This window comes from Mediterranea sp. ET5, from assembly GCF_023337025.1.
Taxonomy (GTDB): Bacteria; Bacteroidota; Bacteroidia; order Bacteroidales; family Bacteroidaceae; genus Phocaeicola_A.
Map to the genome: position 1 here is coordinate 87,864 of NZ_JAMBLN010000005.1, position 20,679 is coordinate 108,542.

Genomic DNA, 20,679 nt, shown 5'->3' on the forward strand with positions numbered 1-20,679 from the left:
ATATATTTTTTATTTATTAATCTTTCGAATATAAAACTGTACAATTCTCTTTTCCCTTTTGAGTCGTTCCTTTACACGCTTCCAAAGCGTCCTATGCGCATGGACTTTCTTCACTTCTTCCGGCAATAACTCCTGCAAAACTTTCATTCGTTCCATGTGTCCAAAATTCTTATGGGTGAATGTTATGCCGTCTTGATTGAATTGACACACGTCCACATTAATAGCTCTATAAGTAGCTTTACCCAGCAATAATGTCTGAATACAAAACTTCCAATCGCTCACCATCCTTAGGGATTCATCGTAGGGACACCGAAGTAACAGTTCCCTTCGAATGAAAGAAGCCTGGTGACTCAAAGATCTTTGGACAAATAAGCGCGTGGTAATCTTTTTAGGCGCACATGCATAATCGACAATTTTTCCTTTTTTGACAGATACTTCATTTCCTACTAAGTAGTCAACCCCATCCTCCAAGAACGGAGAAACTTGTTTCAACACTAGAGGATTGAGAAACACATCACCTGCATTCATGAAAATGCAATATTCACCTTCAGACATCCTCACGGCCTTATTCATAGCATTGTAAATGCCTGTATCCGGTTCACTGATCCATTTGGAAATCCGTCCGACATACTTCTTGATGATGTCTACTGTCCTATCAGTACTATTGCCATCCACCACCACATACTCAAATTCATCATAACTCTGACTTAGGACGGATCTTATGGTGTTTTCAATGCACGCTTCCGCATTAAACGAAATGGTAATTACAGATACTTTCATATCCTGTGCTAAAGATTGTTTTCTATAATTCTTCCAAGTAAGGTAAGGTTACCGTTTTCATCCTTCAAAGGAACCCCGACGGTACCTTTATAGCTCATTTTGTAAAAGCAGGTGTCTTCGTGTGTAATCACTTTCAAATAATCTTTGTTAGAACAGGGCATACTGAGATTGCGTAAAGAAAAAAGATGCGAATTGGTGTATGGCACTTCAGACAGCATTTTCCTAATGGATGGAATTTTCTCAGAAGCAATCATCCACAAATAGTCTATCCACAAATAGTCTATCAGTAAATCATACCGCTCCCAATAAGCGTTCATCATATCAAGTGTAACTTTCATTAGTAAATTCCCCTTCTTGCAGGCTATGAAAAATACACACCATTCACCATGAGAGACAACCTCCCATGACTTGTTAATATCCAACTTAAATGTAAAGAAATCCCCTCTAGTCACATAATCAGGCATAGTTGCCGTCTGCAAAATAGTCGCATCCATCCACAAGCCTCCATATTTAACTAATAGAGATATTCTTACAATATCCGAAAAGTGAGTCTTAGATATAAGGCCTGCTTTGTATTTCCTCATTACATGAGCCTCTATTGTAATATAATCTTGAATATTATTTTCACTTACTATGACTAACTTTCTCCCTTGACTGTTTCTACGGACAGACGAGATACAGCTTTTTACTATTGCAGGCATTGTAGCAACATTATCCCAATATATCCATATACAGTCCTCGTACATAAGATGTATTGACGGTTTCTCCTCATAAACAGGATCGTGTACAAAAGCCGTAAGAAAGTCGTCAAACTCATTGTGTAATATTTTTTTAACACACTCGTGCTTTTCTTCCCAGTCATGAGGCTTGGCAAAACCCAAATACCGCTTGAGGAGCCAACGAAAGAGGAAACAACCATACCATTTATCCACTTTCATGAGAATACGCCAAGCGAATATCAAATCGGTAAATACCCTATGAATTTTTTTCCAATATCTACTATCGGAACGATAACACAGCCCCTTTCCGGAGGAATTATATGAATCAGAGGACGTGGTCACAGGATTTTTTGAATACATATCGCATCTATTGTGACCCCTTTTCGAAGGCATAATCATCTTTTCCATAAGTTTCTATATATATTCATAACTAATTTATCAATCTCGTAAATAATGGAATTTCTAACAAGGAATTTCTCTACTAGATACATCACAAATACTAAAATGAATGCCGAAAGTATCATCCTTGCCCACACATATAAGTCCGCAAACGCAAAGTGCATAGCGTAAGAACACACCACCGCAACCCCCAAAGGCATCAAACGTTCCTTAAGAAGAGAAAACGGCAAACGTATCAATGTTTTATGTTGTATAAAATAGATGGCCGACGACATGACCATAAGTTCCGAGGCCAACCAACAAATACCAGCTCCCTTACTTAATAGAACAGGCACAAGCATAAGATTTAAAATTACTCCTAATATAGCTCCCCATACTGTACTGATCATTATTTCTTTGTCTCTTTTTAAGGGCGTCAGAATTTGAATGATAAGAATTTGTTCTACACTCACTATTATAAGAATTGGCATCACAATTTTCATAGGTTCTATTGCGCCTTCATATCCTCTACCGGCAATGATTTGGATAATGTCAGACGCGAAAACTATAGCAAACACTGCTAAAGGAACAGATACAGTCAAGACAATATGAAGACTTTGCTTTATCCGTTGATGAAATTCCCCCCAACGGTTTTGACTGACAAGCTGACTTAGACGAGGCAACATCACCGTTGTGAAAGCTGTCATGACAGAAAGAAAGATTGTATATAATTTCGTGGCAGTTGCATAATAAGCCACCTGTTCATCAGTAGAAATAAAACCCAAGAAAGAAGTACTGAACGAATTATACAGCCAAGCCAAGATGGAATAAATCCCCAACACAAGGATAGGCTTTGTGATTCGCTTCATCTCCCATAGGTCAAAGTCTAATTGGATGTATTTTCTGGCGTAAATAATATTGACAAGAGCATTTAAAGTGATGGAGAATACAATCAAAAAATAGTATAGCACATAATCATCCTTGTCCTTGATGAATAGGAATACAGACAAAACAAAAAGCGTTCTGATAAGCAATGTCCGTTGTGTAATGAATTTAAAGTCCTCCAAGCCCCGATACAACCAATCAACAAGCAAAAAGGTTGAAAGGAGTTTTAACCCACCAACAACCAATAAATCATGATACTCAGAAAACTTTGGCACGACGTAGCACGACACAACCAGCATTGCCATAGCTACTAATGTGGACAGGGCATTGAAAGCTAACAAAGCGGTAAAAGCCTTGTTCAATTTCTCTGGTGAATCCTTGCTTTGTGCCACCTCTCTCACCCCTACAGTAGCAATGCCAAGCATCGAAATAATAATAAGTATCTGTATGATATTGTCAACAAAATTATATTTTCCAATCGACTCTGCCCCCAATACACGAGATACGTATGGGAATGTTAACAAAGGAAACAGATAGTTTGCCAGCGTGAGAAAGCTACTATAAAAGAAATTCGTTTTAATACTCATGAAGATACAAACAAGTTTTTTATCCGACTTTTCTTCCTCCAAAAAGAAAAGGAAGTATTCTTACTATTGGCAGAATGACTGGATAGAAAAGAATGATTATAAAAGCGTCTGCCACATAATACAAAGCCAGATATTGATGCACATAAGGCTAATTATAAATCACATGGAAAGTGATTTGATAAAATCCCTAGATTACAATTATATCAAAAGACAAAGTTTCAAGGATTTTGGAGCTGTATGAGGCAAACAAGATTGAAATGATGTACACGCACAATATACCGCTTATGCCACCTAACAAGAAAAAAACACAATCACAACTGCATTGGCATTGGAACATCCACGTAAAATTGTTGTAATAGTCTACCAACATCTTCATACTCAAGCACAGTACACAGTAGGTACGTTTTCCGTCACACTTCCAAGGAAAATCCAAATTCTTTGCTGTATAACCTAACAGGAAAAAGGGAAGACATAATGCTGGCACGACAATAGCATTGCTACTGTGGAAACCGAGGTTTTATATAGAGACTATCATAATCAACGCTAAGTCCAACAACATGACGAACAACCACATTATCCTTTAAGATATGACTGCATCAATATCTTTAAAACGGCTAATGCATATCACTTTCATCCAATCAATAAATGCATACCTTTCTTCATCATCAGTCTCTCCTAAATATATCCCGTGTATAAACTTTCTCCCTCACATCATCCAGACAAATATCATACCGATTGGCAATAATCGCCTGACACTGCGCTTTGAAGGCAGAGAGGTCATTTACTACCTTGCTCCCAAAGAACGTACTACCGTTCTCCAAAGTAGGTTCGTAGATGATAACCTCCGCACCCTTGGCTTTTACTCGCTTCATTACACCCTGTATAGAAGATTGCCGGAAATTATCAGAATTAGACTTCATTGTCAGACGATAAACACCGATGACACATTTCTTTTCTTCCGACGGATTAAAATCTCCACGGTTGTAATAGTCATAATAACCTGCCATGTGAAGCACTCGGTCGGCAATGAAATCCTTACGAGTGCGGTTGCTTTCTACAATAGCTTGGATCAGGTTTTCAGGTACATCGGCATAATTTGCAAGAAGTTGCTTGGTGTCCTTGGGCAAGCAGTAACCGCCGTAACCAAACGAGGGATTGTTGTAATGCGTGCCAATGCGTGGATCAAGGCATACACCGTTGATGATTGCTTGAGTATCCAATCCCTTCATTTCAGCGTATGTATCTAATTCGTTGAAATAGCTGACACGCAAAGCCAGATAAGTATTAGCGAAGAGTTTCACGGCTTCTGCTTCGGTTAGTCCCATAAACAGGGTATCAATATTTTCTTTTATTGCACCTTCCTGTAACAAGGCAGCAAAGGTGTGAGCAGCTTCATCCAGTCTAGCATTTCCCTCGGGACGACCTACAATGATGCGGCTGGGATAAAGGTTGTCATACAATGCCTTGCTTTCACGCAGGAATTCCGGCGAAAAGATGACGTTTTCCGTATTCAGCTTCCTACGGATATTTTCGGTGTAGCCTACGGGGATGGTGCTCTTGATGACCATGATGGCGTGCGGATTTACGCTCTTCACCAATTCGATTACTTCTTCTACATGACTGGTATCGAAATAGTTCTTTACCGGGTCATAATTAGTAGGAGCGGCGATGACCACAAAGTCGGCATCAGCGTAGGCTTTGGCTCCATCAAGTGTGGCGGTCAGGTTCAAATTCTTTTCTGCCAAGTATTTCTCTATATAATCATCCTGGATGGGTGACTTTCGTTGGTTAATCAATTTCACCTTTTCGGGAATGACATCTACTGCCGTTACCTGATGGTGTTGACTAAGCAAGGTGGCTATACTAAGTCCTACGTAGCCCGTACCGGCTACAGCTATTTTTATATTCTTATCCATAATGATTATTTTGATTGCCTTTCTGATTTTCTCAAATGCTCCATAAACTCGGCGTTGAAGGCCTTGACCAATTCTTGATGGATACAGCAGGCATGTAGAGCAGTCATGTTTCTTTCATATTAGCAAGAGTGCCATCACTGTCTTTCCTGTGGTTCAAAAAAACATCGACTGCTTCGATTACCATCTTTGTAGATTGGCTGTTTACATCGTTCGGATTAGTCTTTTGCCGTTTTATATGTATGAGTGGAGTGTAACACTACAAATGCAACATTTTTGCCTGACCAGACAAAATGCTCACTTCTTCTTCTCATCCCCATACCCATAGCCATAACCATACCCGGCCTTGCCGTAGCCGTAGCCATACTTCTGGCCATAGCCATAGCCGTAGCTATTCTTGCGCTTGGACATGTCGATGCTGTTGATGACCGTCGCGAGGTGAGGAATCTTATGCTCGTCGCGCAACGTGTTGATGAAGCTGAAACCACCCTTCGGCGTATAGTCTGCACGACAGACATAGACCAGCATGTCTGCCACACGGGAGATGATCGAGCTGTCGGTCACCATGCCGATGGGAGCAGTGTCGAGGATGATGTAGTCGTACTTCTCCTTCAGACGGGAGATCGCCTCGTCGAGCGTACGGCGGGCTACCAGCTCGGTGGGATTGGGAGGAATGGGACCACCGGGGAGGATGTCAAGGTTCGGACTGAGGTCCGACTGCTGGATGATGTCGAAAAGGTCCGTATGCTCAGGGTCGCTCAGGTAACTCGTGATGCCGTGGATGCGGCGCGAAAGATTGAACACCTTGTTCAGTCCCGGCTTGCGGATGTCCATACCCATGATGAGCGTCTTCTTGCCCATGTAGGCGAGACTCACGGCAAGGTTGCCTGCCACGAACGATTTTCCTTCACCGGGCATCGTCGACGAGAACATGATGACGCGCTCCTCCGGCTTCAGCATGAACAGCAGGTTCGTACGCAGGGCACGGAAGGTCTCCTCCATCACCTCGTTGCGGTTCTCGTGCACGACGATGGCACCCGCCTCGGGCTTCTTGCCCAGGGGGATTTCGCCGACAACGGGTACATCGGTGAGCTTCTCCACATCCGAGCGGTTCTCTATCTTGTACTTCAGCAGGTCCGCCAGGTAGATGCAGCCGAAGGGTATGCCCAGCCCCAGCACGAAGGCTGCCAGGTAGAACAGCTTCTTCTTCGGCGACACCGGATACTTGTCCGCCAGCGGTTCCTCGATGATGCGTCCGTTGTTCGCAGTGGCTGCCAGCGTGATGGCGTTCTCCTCGCGCTTCTGGAGGAGCATGGTGTAGAGCGTCGCCTTGATTTCCTGCTGACGCGAGATGCTCATGAACTCCTTCTCCTGCTCGGGGGCACGGCTGATGCGTCCCTCAAACTTGCTTGCCTGGCGGTCGAGGTCCTTCTTGGTAATCTGCAGTCCGCGGAGCACACTCTCCACGGTGGTCTGCACACTGAGGTGCATGGCTGCCAGGTTGGCGTCGAGCTGCACCACTGCAGGGTTCTCTTCCGACGAGGTGAGCAGGAGGCGCTTGCGCTCGGCAAGCTGCGCGTTATACTGGTCGATGGCGGTGCTCAGCACACGGTCCTCCAGACCGACGTTGCTCGGGATGACCTGATACTGGTTGGCAGGATTGTTGATGTAGTCGCGCAGGAAACGCACGAGGCTGATCTGTGTCTCGTTCTGCACGCGCTGCTGCTCGTACTTCGAGTTCTCCTGCAGGGCGAGTTGTGCATCGCTCACCAGGTCGGTCAGTCCGGAGCGTTGCTTGAAGGCGGCAAGCCGGCTTTCGGTCGTGCCCAGTTCCTCGTTGATGATGCCCAGACGCTCCTCGATGAACTCTGCCGTCTTCTCCGCCACCTCGTTCTTCTCGTCGTTGGCATCCTGGTTGTAGAGTGCCACCAGGCAGGTGATGAAGTCCATGGCACGCAGACGGTCGGTGTTCTGCACGGCAAGCCGGGCGATGGTCGTGGTCTTCGACGAGGGCTCCACGGTGAGGTGTTCCCCGTACGACTTTGCCACGGCTACCGGCGTGTTGATGACGGCATCCAGCTCCATGTTGTCCTCCACGGGGATGGAGTCATTGAGCATGAACGTCACGATGCCTGCCGGGGTGTGCATCACGGCAGGGAACTTGTCAAAGTCCTTCTTCATCGTTTCCTCGTCCGCATCGGCATCCACCGTATAGACCGCCTCGACGGAGAGGTGCTTGTCTGTCGTCAGGTGCATCTCCAGCTCCATGGGTGCATAGAGCTTGTCGGCTTCCGCAGGGGTCATGTAGACCTCGACGGGCGACTTCTTGTACAAGGGGACGGCATGGCCGAAGGTACGCGGACGCGTGATGGAGGTGTAGAGGTTGAGCGTGGTCACCACCTTCTTGAGGAGGGTACGCGAACGGAGAATCTCCACCTCGTTGTCGAAGTTGTTTGTCATGGAGAACACACCCAGGTCCTGCATGGCTGCCAACGGACCGGCTGCGGCATTGTTGCTGCGCTTGTCCTGCTCCTGGATGAGCACGGACGCCTGCACATTGTAGACGGGTGCCTGATAGCGCAGCCAGAGCCACGCACCGATGAGCATCACCACCACACCGGCAACAAACCAGTGCCAGTAGACGAGGTACTTGAAAAGGATTTCATAGAGGTTGATGTTCTCTTCTTTATGTTCTTGCTGGGGAATCTGTTCCATTATCTGTTTTCTTGTTTAGGATTTGTTCGGGAGACGGGTCGCCCGTTCTTTTACCTCAATATGTTTACAATCAGGCTGGCGATGGACACCAGGATGGATGTGGCGGAGATGACGGTGGTCGTCGTGTTGCCGATGTCGGAGTTCTTCGCCTTGGTCTTGTTCGGGGTCACGTAGATGATGTCGTTCTGCTTCAGGTAGTAGTAGGGCGAAAGGACGACATCCGCCTTGTTGAGGTTGAGTGTGACGATTTCGCGCTTGCCTGCCGCATCCTCGCGGATGAGCTTCACGTTGTCCCGCAAGCCGTAGACCGTCATGTCACCTGCCATGGCAAGTGCTTCCAGCACATTGACCTTCTCGTTGCTCACGGTGAATGTTCCGGGACGGTTCACCTCCCCGATGACCGAGATTTTGTAGTTTGTCATGCGGACGGTCACGATGGGGACCTCCTTGAGGTAAGGCACCAGCCGTTCGCGTATCATCGTCTCGGTCTCCCGTTTCGTCAGTCCGCCGACCTTGAGACGTCCCAACACGGGGAAGTCGATTTCGCCCTCATTGTCCACCAGGTATTGCTGGAGGGTCGGGGCACTCGTCGTGTTGACATTTGCCAGCGAGGCGTTGAGAGGGGTCTGCGTCGTCAGGTTAAAGGGGGCGGAAGCCTGAGGGTCGGTCGTGTTGACCGTGATGGATATCAAGTCCTTGGGCATGATGCGGGCATCATAGAGCGGTTCGTTCTGCACGGCTTGGTTCACACTCTCAGGGTCCTGCAAGTAGGGCACGTTCTTGTACGAAGTGCAGCTTGCCAACAGAGTCGTCAGGAGCAACAGACTCAGCATGTTTCGCATGTTCATATCGTGTTCGTTTGTTTTGTTTCTACAGTTTTTCAGCCGAAGAGCTTGCCCAGCAACCCTTTCTTCTTTCCGGGTTGCGGACGGTCTTCACGTTCCAGCAAAGTTTCGTAAGTCAGTTTGTTGTGTATCATGTCATAGATGGTGCCCCAGTCAGGGAGTCCGCCCAGGTTGCGGTCGTCGATGAAGACGTCCGCCTTCAACTTGCGCGAATAGTGGTTGTTCTGCCCCTTCTCCTCCTCGGGATAGTCGCGGTTGACGGCATAGAACTCCAGTCCGCGTTCCCGGCAGAAGGCAACCGCCTCATCGAGCAGACGTCCCTCACGGACTGTCCATAACACGATGCGGTGATGTTCGTCGCGCAGACGCTTCAGTGTATCAATGGCAAAGGGAATCTCCCTGCCTATCTCAGGATAACGGTGTTCGACAATCGTTCCGTCGAAATCTACAGCAATCAGCATAATCAGAATGTACGTGTTTCAGTTAACAGTAAAATCGTCAATTGTCCATCGTCAATTGCCCGGTTCTTCTCGCCAGTCCCCGACGGTCAGGGACGGGGAAACGACGACGGACGGACTTATAGTAGGCAGCCCCGTATTTCAGGTACAGGGTCTCTCCGTCAACATCGTAGATACGGAAGACCTTCTTCGGCTCTTCCGCCCAGACACAGAAACCAGTCCACCCCATCCGGTACGGACGTCCGTCAGTATCCCGTGCAGGAGTGAAAAAGGTCGTGGGAAGGTTCAGCTCATAGCACCGCGTACGGTAACAGCAGAGCACATACTCCTCGGTGACGCAGAGGTCGGCATAATGCTCTTCCGGCACACGGACGCCTCCCCGCAACAGGACCTCATAGTAGCCGTCGCGATGGACCATCGGCACAAAATTTTCCGGTTCCATGTTTCTTCAGTTGACGAAAATGTTCAACGTGCCTGTTCCGCCTCACAATACCACTTCGGGATGTGGACGAAAATGCCCAACGTAGCCAGGGTGATGACCACGTAGGAGCGGTTTTTATACCGGACCAGCTTCCCGGTCAGTCCCTTGAACGTGCCATGAATGACACGCACCCGTTGCCCGGGACGCGCCTCGGCAAACTCCCGGTCAGTGTACAAGGTCCCTTCATAGTCCGGGTCGCAGATGGCACGCAGCTCGATCATCTGTGAGTCCGGTATTTCATAATACTTTGTAGAATCGGAGTAACGAAGGATGCGGAGCGGATAGGGACAGCCGGCAACCAGCCGGGCAAGGAAGCTGTCATCATCGTCCCACGCCTTCTGCAAGAAAAGCAGGTTGTGCACCGCGGGGGTCAGTTCCCTCTTTTTCTTCCCGTCAGGCAACACCCGTTCGGTGTAGAGCATCGGGATGAATGATTTCAGCCCCTGCTCCTTCAGATAGTCCTCCACCTGCTGTTCCCGGCAATGGAAGGTCTGCAAGGCATACCACACCTTCCTCTCTGAATTTTCCATCTGTTCCCGTCCTCCTTTCCCGGATTAGTCCTATTTCTTATAATATTCGCCGATAGTTACCCTGTGGACAAGTTGACAAACAGAGGTCTGCAAACCGGTCCACCGGACCTTTCATTTCCTTGCAATTCTTCTCCTCCCCACCGGAGCACGTGCTTCGCGGGTCATCGATTCATCAAGCAAGGACACAGCCTGTTTTGTAACACCTCTATATAAGAATTAGTATTCACAGCGATGTATACAAAGTACTATGACGGCGCAAAGATACGTAAAAAGAGCCTATTAGATATAACAATGCCTTCATAAAAAGTATGTAACGAATCTTCAATTCCGCCCTTCCCATTTGCAAACGAATCTTAACCCAATTTGTAATATTCTGAATATTAATAGATTTTACAGGATGTCACCTCTTATATAGAGGTATCACATTTGCATCCGGTGTAGGATTCTACAAGATTTATTCACGAAAGTCTTTATTTTCAGACTTCTTTTCCGTTAAAATCACTTAATTTAATATATACAAAAAATTCTCATTTCAAGGAGATTTACAGCTAAAAGACTCCAGTAGCTGCAGCCCCTTATCCGTCAATTACATCCGGAAGCCACCTGAACAGAGATAAACGAGAGTCTTTACAACAGAGACTTCAGTCATTTCATTTTCACAGTTCCGTCTTCAGTTCTTCGTACAAGTCAACGGGACCCAAATGCCAATACTTGGTGCTCTCGGTCGATAACTTCTTATAGAGTTCCGGTCAGTGACCGTTCTGTATGGAAAACAGCTTTTCAATCCGCCAAATTTAAGTGATTGTCCGCTAATGGCAAAGAGTTTCGGAAGTCTTTTGGATAGCACTTACCAAAGATATGCAGCGGAAGACAAATGAATATAAAGGAGATAGGATAGCGACTAAAACCAATTGAGACACAATTAGTATGAAAAATCATACTAAAAATTTGAGCAATACGATAATTCGTACCACATTTGCAGTATCCAAAATCAAATTGATATGGAAAAGATAAAATTGACAGACAGTGAATTTGACCTAATAATGGCGATTCGAAATTACCAAAAATCATACCCAAATGGTTATCCAGGAAATATGTTGGTATATCGAACGTTTGTTCAACGAACTCTTGGATGAAGTGGAAGGTAGAGATACAGATGAAGATGATTAAAGAAAAACAAACCTTACCGCTTTTAGACGGTGGATTTAAATAAACAATATATATGGAGTAGTAGTAAAACAAGAACAGCAAAACATGAAAGCAAAGCTTTATGATTTGCTTGTGGCCATTTCATGGGCCGACCTGTCCAGAACCTATTTCGGCAAGTCATCCTCATGGCTCTATCATAAGATGGACGGACGTGACGGAAACGGCAAGCCGACAAGTTTTACACCGGAAGAAGCTGAAAAGCTAAAAGGCGCGCTACTGGATCTTTCCGACCGCATCCGGCGTGCTGCTGATACGATTTAACAAGCTCCGGGGACATATCCCGCATAGAACAGGAGACACTCTTGAGCTTGAAGTGCAAAGTATGGACTGCCCGAATAGAGCAGTCCATCTGCTTTTTACAAGATAGTAGAATCAATCTATCAATTTGTCAAAGTGTCAAACGAATCGCTTGAGAAGGGGCTTCCTCGCACCAAAATACAAGTCGGTGGACAAAAAGGGCATTCTCGGGCGATTCGCAAAATACAGAATGACACATTTACAAACGCCAATCGTACATAGAACGCCTATATATCCTGAAGAGAGAATCATCGTGAAAACCAAACAGACAGAAAAGTTCACCAAATCACACTTGTCAACATGTTCACTCCGTCGGCAAACTAGAGGTAAAAGAAGGCAAACAAACGTTTCATTCCGCTAAGTTATGTGTTCAAAGCATAAAACACTTGTGTTCGACCGATGAAACAATATTGTTTGGGTCGTCAAACAATATTGTTTCGCATGCCAAACACAAGTGTTTGACGCGGCAAACAATAGTGTTTCAACGTTAAAATACCATTCATAACACTAATCAAGTAAAAATGAATAAATCCTACAGAAGGTGATAGTTAACCGGATTTCACAAATTCCGCTAGTTTGCTCCATTTTACAAAAACACGGGTTAGACAGAATGGGGAAATTTGCCAAATTCGTCAAGCATTTAACGCAAATTTGCATCCGAATGTCAGGAGAGGGAGGATGAAAAAAGCAAAGAATGATTCAGGCTGCAGTCGTCCCAATCTCATACAAGAATTCAGGAGCCAAATCCGCTCCATTCGCCCATTCAATCGTGACATGGGTCAATCCATACTGAATAAATTTATTGAGATCGACCAATTCACCAAAAATATCCCCCGTCAAATAAGGCAGTAAATCAACCTTCTTCACTACTCCGTCATTGAACTTCAAGAGCAATTCATAATCTTTGATATACTCTACATCTATAACTCTTAACATAGCCTATTTATTTTAAAGGTTCTATTTTATTTAATGATTCACCTCTTTGGGCTTTCTCCCATAAAGATAAGAATCTCAGGCATATCCTATCTTTTATAAACTCGTTCAAATATAGATAATTATTTCATTCCCAACAATCACTTTTCCCAAAAGAAAGCCCACAATTTACCTTTTTTCCACGCACATCACAAAGGGAACAAGGAGGGAGAAACTCTTAATAAATAATAAAATAAAGTACTATGCAATACAAAGTACTTAGACATTGCATACTTTTGCAGCACGAACGATAAACAAACAGCCATGAACGTAGAAAACGTCAAATCGCAAATGCGCAAGGGGATGCTCGAATACTGCATCATGCTCCTGCTTCACCGGGAGGCGGCTTACGCTTCAGACATCATCACCAAGCTGAAGGAAGCACGCCTGATTGTCGTGGAAGGGACGCTCTACCCGCTCCTCACCCGTCTGAAAAACGACGAACTGCTGAGCTACGAATGGGTGGAGTCGACACAGGGACCGCCACGGAAGTATTACCGGCTCACCGAAAAGGGAGAGACTTTCCTCAACGAACTGCAAAAGGCCTGGCAGGAACTCAACGACACCGTGAGCCACCTGCAAGGGTACCAACCGGATTTAACAACTGAAAAACTCACTGAAGAATGAAAAAGACACTGGACATCAACCTGAGTGGACGCATGTTTCACGTTGACGAGGATGCGTACCAACTCCTGTATGACTACTTATACAATTTGCGTCATGCCTTCGAACGTCAGGAGGGTGGCAACGAAATCATGGATGACCTGGAGAACCGCCTCGCGGAACTCTTGCTGGAGCGCATCTCCGACCGTCAGGAGGTGGTCTCGCGTACCATCGTCCAAGAGACCATCGCCCGTCTGGGACAGCCTGAAGAGATAGCCGGAACGACGGATGCAGAACCCCGGGGAGAGGAGGCGTCCGCGTCGGAGGAGCCGTCCGCTGAAAACAAGGAAGCTGAGACTGATAAAGAAAAAGAGGAAGAACAGCACGACGAGGTGCCGCCCCACAACCATACGGAGTTCACGGGACGCAAACGCCTCTTCCGCGACCCGGACAACCGGATGCTGGGAGGCGTGTTGGGCGGACTGGCGGTCTATATGAACTGGGACCCGACGTTGCTGCGCCTGCTGCTGCTCATCATCCTGGTGGCAGGATACGGGACAGTCGTCCCCGTCTACCTGGTATGCTGGCTGGTCATCCCGAAGGCGGAGACGGCTGCCGACCGACTGAGCATGCAGGGCCGTCCGATAACGATGGAGAACATCGGAAAGATGGTGACCGAGGGCATGGACAAGGCAGAGAGCTATCTCCACTCCGACCGTCCGCGTACGGCACTCCAACGTTTTGCCGACGCCTTCGTGGCGGTGGCGGGCTTCCTGCTCAAGGTGCTGCTGGTCATCATAGCCATCATCTGCAGTCCGGTGTTGCTGGTAGCCGCCGTGGTCTGCCTGGCGCTCATCGTGGCTCTGTTTGCCGTACTCTTCGGCGGGACAGCCGCCCTCGCCTCTCTCCCCGGTGACTTCTGGACGCACATACAGGTTCCCGGCGACATGGGTTGGGGACTGGCATTCTGTATCGCGCTGATCGTCGGCATCGGGCTGTTGCTCATCTGCCTGATAAGTGGAGTCTGTACACTCGCCTTCAAATGGAAGGGGCTTTCTCCCCGCAGCCTGAAGGTGATGTTAGCCATCGGTCTGGTAAGCCTGCTCCTGTCAGGCATCTTCTACACCGTGTCCGCCCTTACCCCTGAAGTAAACTACCTCTTCCCGTAGAATCTCTCCATACTGTTTAGTTAATGATGTGAAGCCCGTCGGTCCCCCGGCGGGCTTCTGTTGTTTGTGGCGGACATGTGTCCGAAAGGAAGCCGGAACACAAAAAAAAGAATAAAGGTAACCGTCTTCCATTACCTCCGAGTTACAGGCGAATGACAAAAGCGTTTATTTCCAGCGTAAAGATTCCTTCACCGGAATGCAATGATAATGACACGAAGAGAGAGGAATTTCGCCGCGTTTTCAGGACGTTCTTCTAGTCCGATACTCATCACACTTAACCCTACTATATGAAGCAACATCTTAAACAGACGGCACTGACTGTATTGTTCAGTTCGGCCGTGCTTTCCTCCCTTGCGGCTCCCATCCATATCAAAGGTCTGGTGCGTGATGCCGACAACTCGCCATTGCCGGGAGCAAGCATCACCCTCATCAACGACAGCAAGACCGGCACCCTCACCAACATTGACGGACAGTTCTCACTCCAAGCAGAACCGGGCAGCGAACTGGTCGTGAAATACATGGGCTATCGCCAAGCTGTGTTCAAAGTGGACAGCAAGGACTTCTATACCATCGTCCTTGAAGAAGACAATCACCTGCTCGACGATGTGGTTGTCGTCGGCTATGCCACCAACAAGAAAGTGAACCTCTCCGGCTCCGTCTCATCACTCGACAGCGAACAAATCAGCAGCCGCCCCATCACCAATGTCTCTACCGCCCTGCAAGGCATGGCACCGGGCGTGACAGTCACCACTCAGTCGGGTTCTCCAGGAGGGGACGGTGGAAACATCCGCATCCGCGGTATCGGTACCTTCGGCGGTGACAATGCAGACCCACTGGTGCTCATAGACGGTGTGGAAGGGACCATCGACGAGGTAGACCCGAACGTCATCGAGTCGGTCTCTATCCTGAAAGACGCTGCCTCCGCCTCCATCTATGGTTCACGTGCGGCGAACGGCGTCATCCTGATCACGACCAAACGAGGAACGGAAAAAGACAAGTTCTCCATCAGCTACCAGGGTTTCGTCGGTTTCCAACGCCCGACCCGCTTGCCTGACCGTGTGGACGCCATCCAGTACATGGAGCTGGAAAATGTGGCAGCCGAAAACGACGAAGGCGAGCTCCCCTATGCGCCGGAATACATTGAAGAATACCGCAACGGGATGGCTACCGACCCCGACAGCTATCCGAACACCGACTGGCAGGACGAGATACTGACAGGTTCGGGATTGACACATGGGCATACGGCTACCCTGACTGCTGCGACCGACCGCATCAAGATACTGACCTCGGTGGGATACAAAGACCAGCAAGGCCTCATCGAAAACAGCAACTACCGACGCGTGACAGTCCGCAACAACATGGACATCAAGCTAACCGACCGCCTGCAATTCAAGTTTGACGTACAACTGATGAACGGCAACCGACTGCAACCGCGTGCCGAAAGCACCGTGTTCAACTACATGAATACCCGCGCCGCCAACATGGTCAACCAGTTCACCACGGGACTGTACAACGGAAGCGGCATGCAGGGCGATAATCCGGTACTGCTTGCCAAAGAAGGCGGGAACAAGAAGACCAACACCATCCGAGCCACCGGGTCGTTCGGACTGCACTGGGACGTGTTCGACGGACTGAAGCTCTCTGCCACCTATACCCCGCGCTACATCACACGCAATACCCATACATACAAGAACTCCGTCACCACGTACGGCGACCCGGAAGGAACGACCAGTTTCCAGAGCGACGCACTCAACTCGCTGACGGAATCCGCCAACCGCTACTTTTACAACAACCTCCAGTTCCTCGCCACCTACTCCAAGAAAATCGGGAACCACGAGTTCAAGGTCATGGCTGGAGCCGAACGCGAGACTTACGACGAAAAGACCCTGAGCGCCTACCGCGAAGGGTTCAACTATCCGGAATATGACGTCATCAATGCCGGCAACATCGACAACATGGACAACGGCGGCGCCGAATACGAATGGGCATTGCAATCATACTTCGGACGCATCAACTACAACTTCATGGACCGCTACCTGCTCGAAGCCAACTTCCGTGCCGACGGCTCGTCGCGCTTTGCCAAGGGGAACCAATACAGCTACTTCCCCTCGGTGTCAGGAGCATGGCGCATCAGTGAAGAGAAGTTCATGGAACCTGTCCGCCACGTGGTAAACAACCTGAAGCTGCGCGCCTCATGGGGTATGCTGGGCAACCAGAACATCGGCAGCAGCTACTATCCGACGGTGGAGACCCTGTCAACCGGTACCATCTCGATGGGCGGTAACCTCTATCCCATTGCCACACAGACGGCACTGGCCAATCCGGACCTGGTGTGGGAGACCTCCACCATGACAGACATAGGCTTCGACCTGACCCTGTTCAACAGTCTGAGTATCACAGCTGACTGGTACTACAAAACGACTGATGACATCCTGATGAAACTGGACATCCCCAATATCGTGGGCTTTTCGGCTCCCTACCAGAATGTGGGAAAGGTGCGCAACGTGGGTTGGGAACTGGGCATCGCCTACCAGAAGCGGTGGAACGACTTCTCGCTGGGCGTGTCGGCAAACCTCTCGGACGTGAAGAACGAAATCACCGACATGAAAGGTATCTCATCGACCAGCGGAGAGATACGCAACCAGGAAGGCTCAGCCATCAACTCCATCTATGGACTGGTCTGCGAAGGATTCATCAATTCACAGGAGGAAGCTGACGACATCAATGCCAATTGCCCGCAGTTCGGCACTACCGTTCATCCGGGTGACTTGAAGTACGCCGACATCAACCACGACAACAAGATTACCGCCGACGACAAGACCATCATCGGCAGCACCATCCCCCGCTACACGTATAGCCTGGGGCTGAACCTGGAGTACAAGCGCTTCCACCTCGACGCCTTGTTCCAGGGCGTAGGCAAGGCAGACGGTTACCTGAACACCTACTACGTCATGCCCTGCCAGCAAGGCGGAACTTACCGCACGGAGCACCTGGACTACTGGCGCGAGGACAACAAAGATGCTGCCACTCCCCGACTCTCTTACAAGAGCAGCAACAACTCCCAGCAGTCATCGTTCTGGATGCGCAGTGCCGCCTACCTGCGTCTGAAGAGCCTCCAGTTTGGCTATGAACTTCCCACCAAATGGCTACAACGCGCCGGTATCAACGGTGCCTACATCTACCTCGACGCTCAGAACCTCTTCACCTGGACAGATTTCTACCAGGGTTACGACCCGGAAGTCAACTATGACGCATCTGCTACCGACGGTGTATCGCTAGGCGATGCCAACAACTACCCGCAAGTGTCCACATTCACCCTCGGCGTCAAACTCAACTTCTAACATCCACGAATCATGAAACAGAATCTTTCTTTCAAACATATCCTCACAGTGGCAGTCTGTGCACTGAGCGTCGCTTCCTGTTCGCTCGACTATGAACCCAAGACAGGCCCTTCGTCGGGCAACTTCCCTGCCAACATTACCGAAGCAGAATATGGTCTGTATGCTGCATACAAGTCACTCAGTACCTTCGACGCATCAAGTGTGGCATGGTGGAAGGTGGCAGACAACATCACCGACATCGGAGTGACACGTGTCAACACAGCCAAATTCACCGAACTGGTGACTTCTGCCGCCACCGGTGAAAACGCCGTATCGGTGAAAATCTACAACACCATCTATAATGTAGTAAGCCGTATAAACCTGGTGCTTGACGGGCTGGGCAACCTGGAAGGGAAAGAGCCTGCCGAGGACATTGCAGCCCTGCGCAACGAGCTGCTTTGCCTGCGTGCCTTCTGCTACGACATGGGATGCCAGTACTACGGCGACATGCCCTACATCGACCATTCGCTCTCACTCACCGACAACCAGTATCCGCGCACTCCGCGCGAAGAAGTGACAGCGAAGCTCCTTGCCGACCTTTCCGACGAGAACATCGCAACACTTCCACTGCGCCACAACCAAAGCCAGTTCGGTACGGCGCGCATCGGACAAGTGGCAGCCTACGGATTACGGGCACGCATCGCTCTGGAATGGGGCAACTACGAACTGGCAGCCACATCAGCAGCCAAAGCCATCACTCTGGCCAAGGAAGCCGGCTACGAACTGCAACCGCTCGACTTGAGCTTCTGCGGGGAAGACCATGATGCCGGTGAACCGACAGGCACGGTAGACCTCTTCGGTTATGCCGGACACGCCAACAGCAAGGAGTGGATATGGTGTGTACAGTTTGACCGGCGCATCGACGGCAACACGCTCAAGGAAGCTTACTACCAGCTCTCACGTGTTCCCGGCGGATGTGCCTACTTCGGTCCGTCGCAACACTTCATCGACATGTTCCAATGTACCGACGGAAAGTCCATCAGCGAATCACCGCTCTACGACTGGCAACACCCGTGGAAGAACCGTGACCCGCGCCTTGACCTCTACTGCGTACGCCCGGGCAGTCGCCTGTATAACTACGAGTTCCAGACGTCAAAGAATGCCAAAACTATCAAGGACTACAACACGGGAGCCGACGTCTCCAACCTGGAATCTCAAGGCACGAAGGGAGTTTATGGAGCAAACGGGAGCAAGGGTCCGGGCGGATATTTGTGGAGAAAGCATATTGACATAGCCGAACTCGACAACGGAAGCATCACGTCGAGCAGCCCTTCAGACATGAATTGTGGACTGATGCGTCTGGCTGAACTGTATCTCATCGAAGCGGAAGCGAACATTGAGTGGACCGGCGGCGACCTGGCACTGGCAAAGAAAGACCTGGACCTTATCCGCAGCCGGGTAGGAATGCCCGAAGTGGACGGTTCAAGCCGGGAATCGTTGCGCAAGGCTCTGCGCTATGAACGTGCCGTGGAACTCTGCGATGAAGGTTTCCGCTGGTTTGACCTCCGCCGTTGGGGCATCGCGGAAAAGGCTGTGAACGGAACCATCTATGCCCCGGCACAAGACGGCAGCATGTCGAATGCCAGACCTTCGTTCGATGACAACTGGCTCCCGACCTACGACGGCTCCACCTTCGACGGACAGGCGATGAACCTGCGCGTCTACAATACCTACACCTACCGCACCGGGAAAGACGAACTGTGGCCCATTCCACAAACAGAGCTGGACACCAATCCGCTCATCAACGAGAACAACCCGGGATATTAATTGGAAGTCTTAAGTAAACGAGTTCTTGGGACGACATGCCTGCACGAGGAGTTGTTTCCTCCAGGGTGTGTCTTCCCACGACTCATCTATCCTCAAAACGTATAAACTCACATGTACCGACTACTCTATACACTTCTGCTATGGATTCCCCTCATGCTTCACGCACAGGGAGAACACCGCATCATGACCTGCAACATTCGGGTAGCACTGCCACAGGATACCGCCACAGGCAACGGATGGAACACCCGGCGTGACGTCTGCTTCCAAGTCATGAAAGCGCACCGCGCCGATATCTATTGTTTGCAAGAAGTCATCTACACCCAATATAAGGACCTGTGCCGTGCCTTCCCCGACTACTTCGTCTTCGGCTATGAAGGACCGGAAATGGATGCCTTGCCCGATACCACCTATCACGGCATAGCCAAGAACGTAATACTCTTTGACAGACGACGCTACCGACTTATCGCCACCGGCACTTACTGGCTGTCCGAACACCCTCTGCAAGGTGGTGAACTATCCTGGGGGACAGCACGTGCACGCCACGTCAACTGGTTGCGTCTGGAAGACAAAGCGACCGGACGGCAATTCCGCGTATGCTCGCTCCATCTCGACCACGTATCACAGCAAGCACGTGAACAACAAATAAACGTATTTCTGGAAGAGGCTGCACAATACTCTGAAAAGATACCGCAAATCGTCTGCGGCGACTTCAACGCACGCCCCGATAACCCCATCGTTGCACAAAAAATGAAGCATGCGGGATGGACCGACGTACATCATGCCCTACACGGCTATTACGAAGCGTACAGTGCACACCGCTTCCTCGGACGCGACTACCATCCGAAGAAGACACCGGCACAAATCGACTACATCTTCACACACGGTCAAGCTCTGAAAGCCACCGGAGCTGTATTTCTCAAGGACGATGTGGCGGGCAAATACCCCAGCGACCACTTTTTCCTGATGGCTACCCTGCGGATGGACTGACCTC

At 49.1% G+C, this 20,679-nt stretch carries 16 protein-coding genes; 6 read left to right on the forward strand and 10 right to left on the reverse strand.

The annotated features are described in order from the left end of the window. Positions 1-9: 9 nt before the first annotated feature. The 9 genes from M3087_RS04835 to M3087_RS04875 form a co-directional block, all read right to left on the reverse strand. Positions 10-780 carry a glycosyltransferase family 2 protein gene (locus M3087_RS04835; protein ID WP_249094097.1) on the reverse strand — a complete coding sequence of 257 codons (771 nt, stop codon included), beginning with the start codon at positions 778-780 and terminating at the stop codon, positions 10-12. An 8-nt stretch (positions 781-788) separates the two neighbouring features. Then, complete coding sequence (locus tag M3087_RS04840) at positions 789-1,907, reverse strand: capsular polysaccharide synthesis protein (RefSeq protein WP_249094099.1); 1,119 nt, start codon at positions 1,905-1,907, stop codon at positions 789-791. Further along, positions 1,895-3,349, reverse strand: a complete 1,455-nt coding sequence (locus tag M3087_RS04845) for a flippase (RefSeq protein ID WP_249094100.1) — start codon at positions 3,347-3,349, stop codon at positions 1,895-1,897. The genes M3087_RS04840 and M3087_RS04845 overlap by 13 nt, the downstream gene beginning before the upstream one ends. A gap of 665 nt (positions 3,350-4,014) precedes the next feature. Then, on the reverse strand, positions 4,015-5,265 hold the full coding sequence (locus M3087_RS04850; RefSeq protein ID WP_249094102.1) for a nucleotide sugar dehydrogenase: 1,251 nt from the start codon (positions 5,263-5,265) through the stop codon (positions 4,015-4,017). Positions 5,266-5,559: 294 nt separating this feature from the next. Continuing rightward, entirely contained in the window at positions 5,560-7,977 is a 2,418-nt protein-coding gene (locus M3087_RS04855) for a GumC family protein (RefSeq protein WP_249094104.1), read from the reverse strand. Positions 7,978-8,027: 50 nt separating this feature from the next. Next, a complete protein-coding gene (locus tag M3087_RS04860; protein ID WP_022384918.1) occupies positions 8,028-8,825 on the reverse strand; it encodes a polysaccharide biosynthesis/export family protein in 798 nt (265 codons plus the stop codon). 32 nt (positions 8,826-8,857) lie between these two features. Then, positions 8,858-9,283: a BT0820 family HAD-type phosphatase gene (locus tag M3087_RS04865; protein WP_249094106.1), complete on the reverse strand. Its 426-nt coding sequence runs from the start codon at positions 9,281-9,283 to the stop codon at positions 8,858-8,860. Between the two features lie 37 nt (positions 9,284-9,320). Next, positions 9,321-9,722 (reverse strand): hypothetical protein, encoded by a 402-nt coding sequence (locus M3087_RS04870; protein WP_249094108.1) that lies wholly within the window; start codon positions 9,720-9,722, stop codon positions 9,321-9,323. Positions 9,723-9,745: 23 nt separating this feature from the next. Next, positions 9,746-10,291, reverse strand: coding sequence for a UpxY family transcription antiterminator (locus tag M3087_RS04875; protein WP_249094110.1), 546 nt, complete (start codon positions 10,289-10,291; stop codon positions 9,746-9,748). A gap of 1,254 nt (positions 10,292-11,545) precedes the next feature. Here M3087_RS04875 and M3087_RS04880 point away from each other — a divergent pair. After that, the gene (locus M3087_RS04880; RefSeq protein WP_249094111.1) at positions 11,546-11,761 is read left to right on the forward strand and encodes a DUF5053 domain-containing protein; all 216 of its coding nucleotides are present in this window, start codon (positions 11,546-11,548) and stop codon (positions 11,759-11,761) included. 735 nt (positions 11,762-12,496) lie between these two features. On the opposite strand, the gene M3087_RS04885 is transcribed toward M3087_RS04880, so the two are convergent. Next, positions 12,497-12,733, reverse strand: a complete 237-nt coding sequence (locus M3087_RS04885; protein ID WP_249094113.1) for a DUF2442 domain-containing protein — start codon at positions 12,731-12,733, stop codon at positions 12,497-12,499. Positions 12,734-13,033: 300 nt separating this feature from the next. Here M3087_RS04885 and M3087_RS04890 point away from each other — a divergent pair, with 300 nt between their 5' ends. The 5 genes from M3087_RS04890 (at position 13,034) to M3087_RS04910 (ending at position 20,675) form a co-directional block, all read left to right on the forward strand. Next, positions 13,034-13,396 carry a PadR family transcriptional regulator gene (locus M3087_RS04890; protein ID WP_022385032.1) on the forward strand — a complete coding sequence of 121 codons (363 nt, stop codon included), beginning with the start codon at positions 13,034-13,036 and terminating at the stop codon, positions 13,394-13,396. Then, the gene (locus tag M3087_RS04895; RefSeq protein ID WP_249094115.1) at positions 13,393-14,541 is read left to right on the forward strand and encodes a PspC domain-containing protein; all 1,149 of its coding nucleotides are present in this window, start codon (positions 13,393-13,395) and stop codon (positions 14,539-14,541) included. The genes M3087_RS04890 and M3087_RS04895 overlap by 4 nt, the downstream gene beginning before the upstream one ends. Positions 14,542-14,828: 287 nt before the next feature. Further along, on the forward strand, positions 14,829-17,882 hold the full coding sequence (locus M3087_RS04900) for a SusC/RagA family TonB-linked outer membrane protein (RefSeq protein ID WP_249094116.1): 3,054 nt from the start codon (positions 14,829-14,831) through the stop codon (positions 17,880-17,882). 12 nt (positions 17,883-17,894) lie between these two features. Continuing rightward, the gene (locus M3087_RS04905) at positions 17,895-19,688 is read left to right on the forward strand and encodes a RagB/SusD family nutrient uptake outer membrane protein (RefSeq protein WP_249094118.1); all 1,794 of its coding nucleotides are present in this window, start codon (positions 17,895-17,897) and stop codon (positions 19,686-19,688) included. Between the two features lie 111 nt (positions 19,689-19,799). Beyond that, complete coding sequence (locus M3087_RS04910) at positions 19,800-20,675, forward strand: endonuclease/exonuclease/phosphatase family protein (protein ID WP_249094121.1); 876 nt, start codon at positions 19,800-19,802, stop codon at positions 20,673-20,675. Positions 20,676-20,679 lie beyond the last annotated feature (4 nt).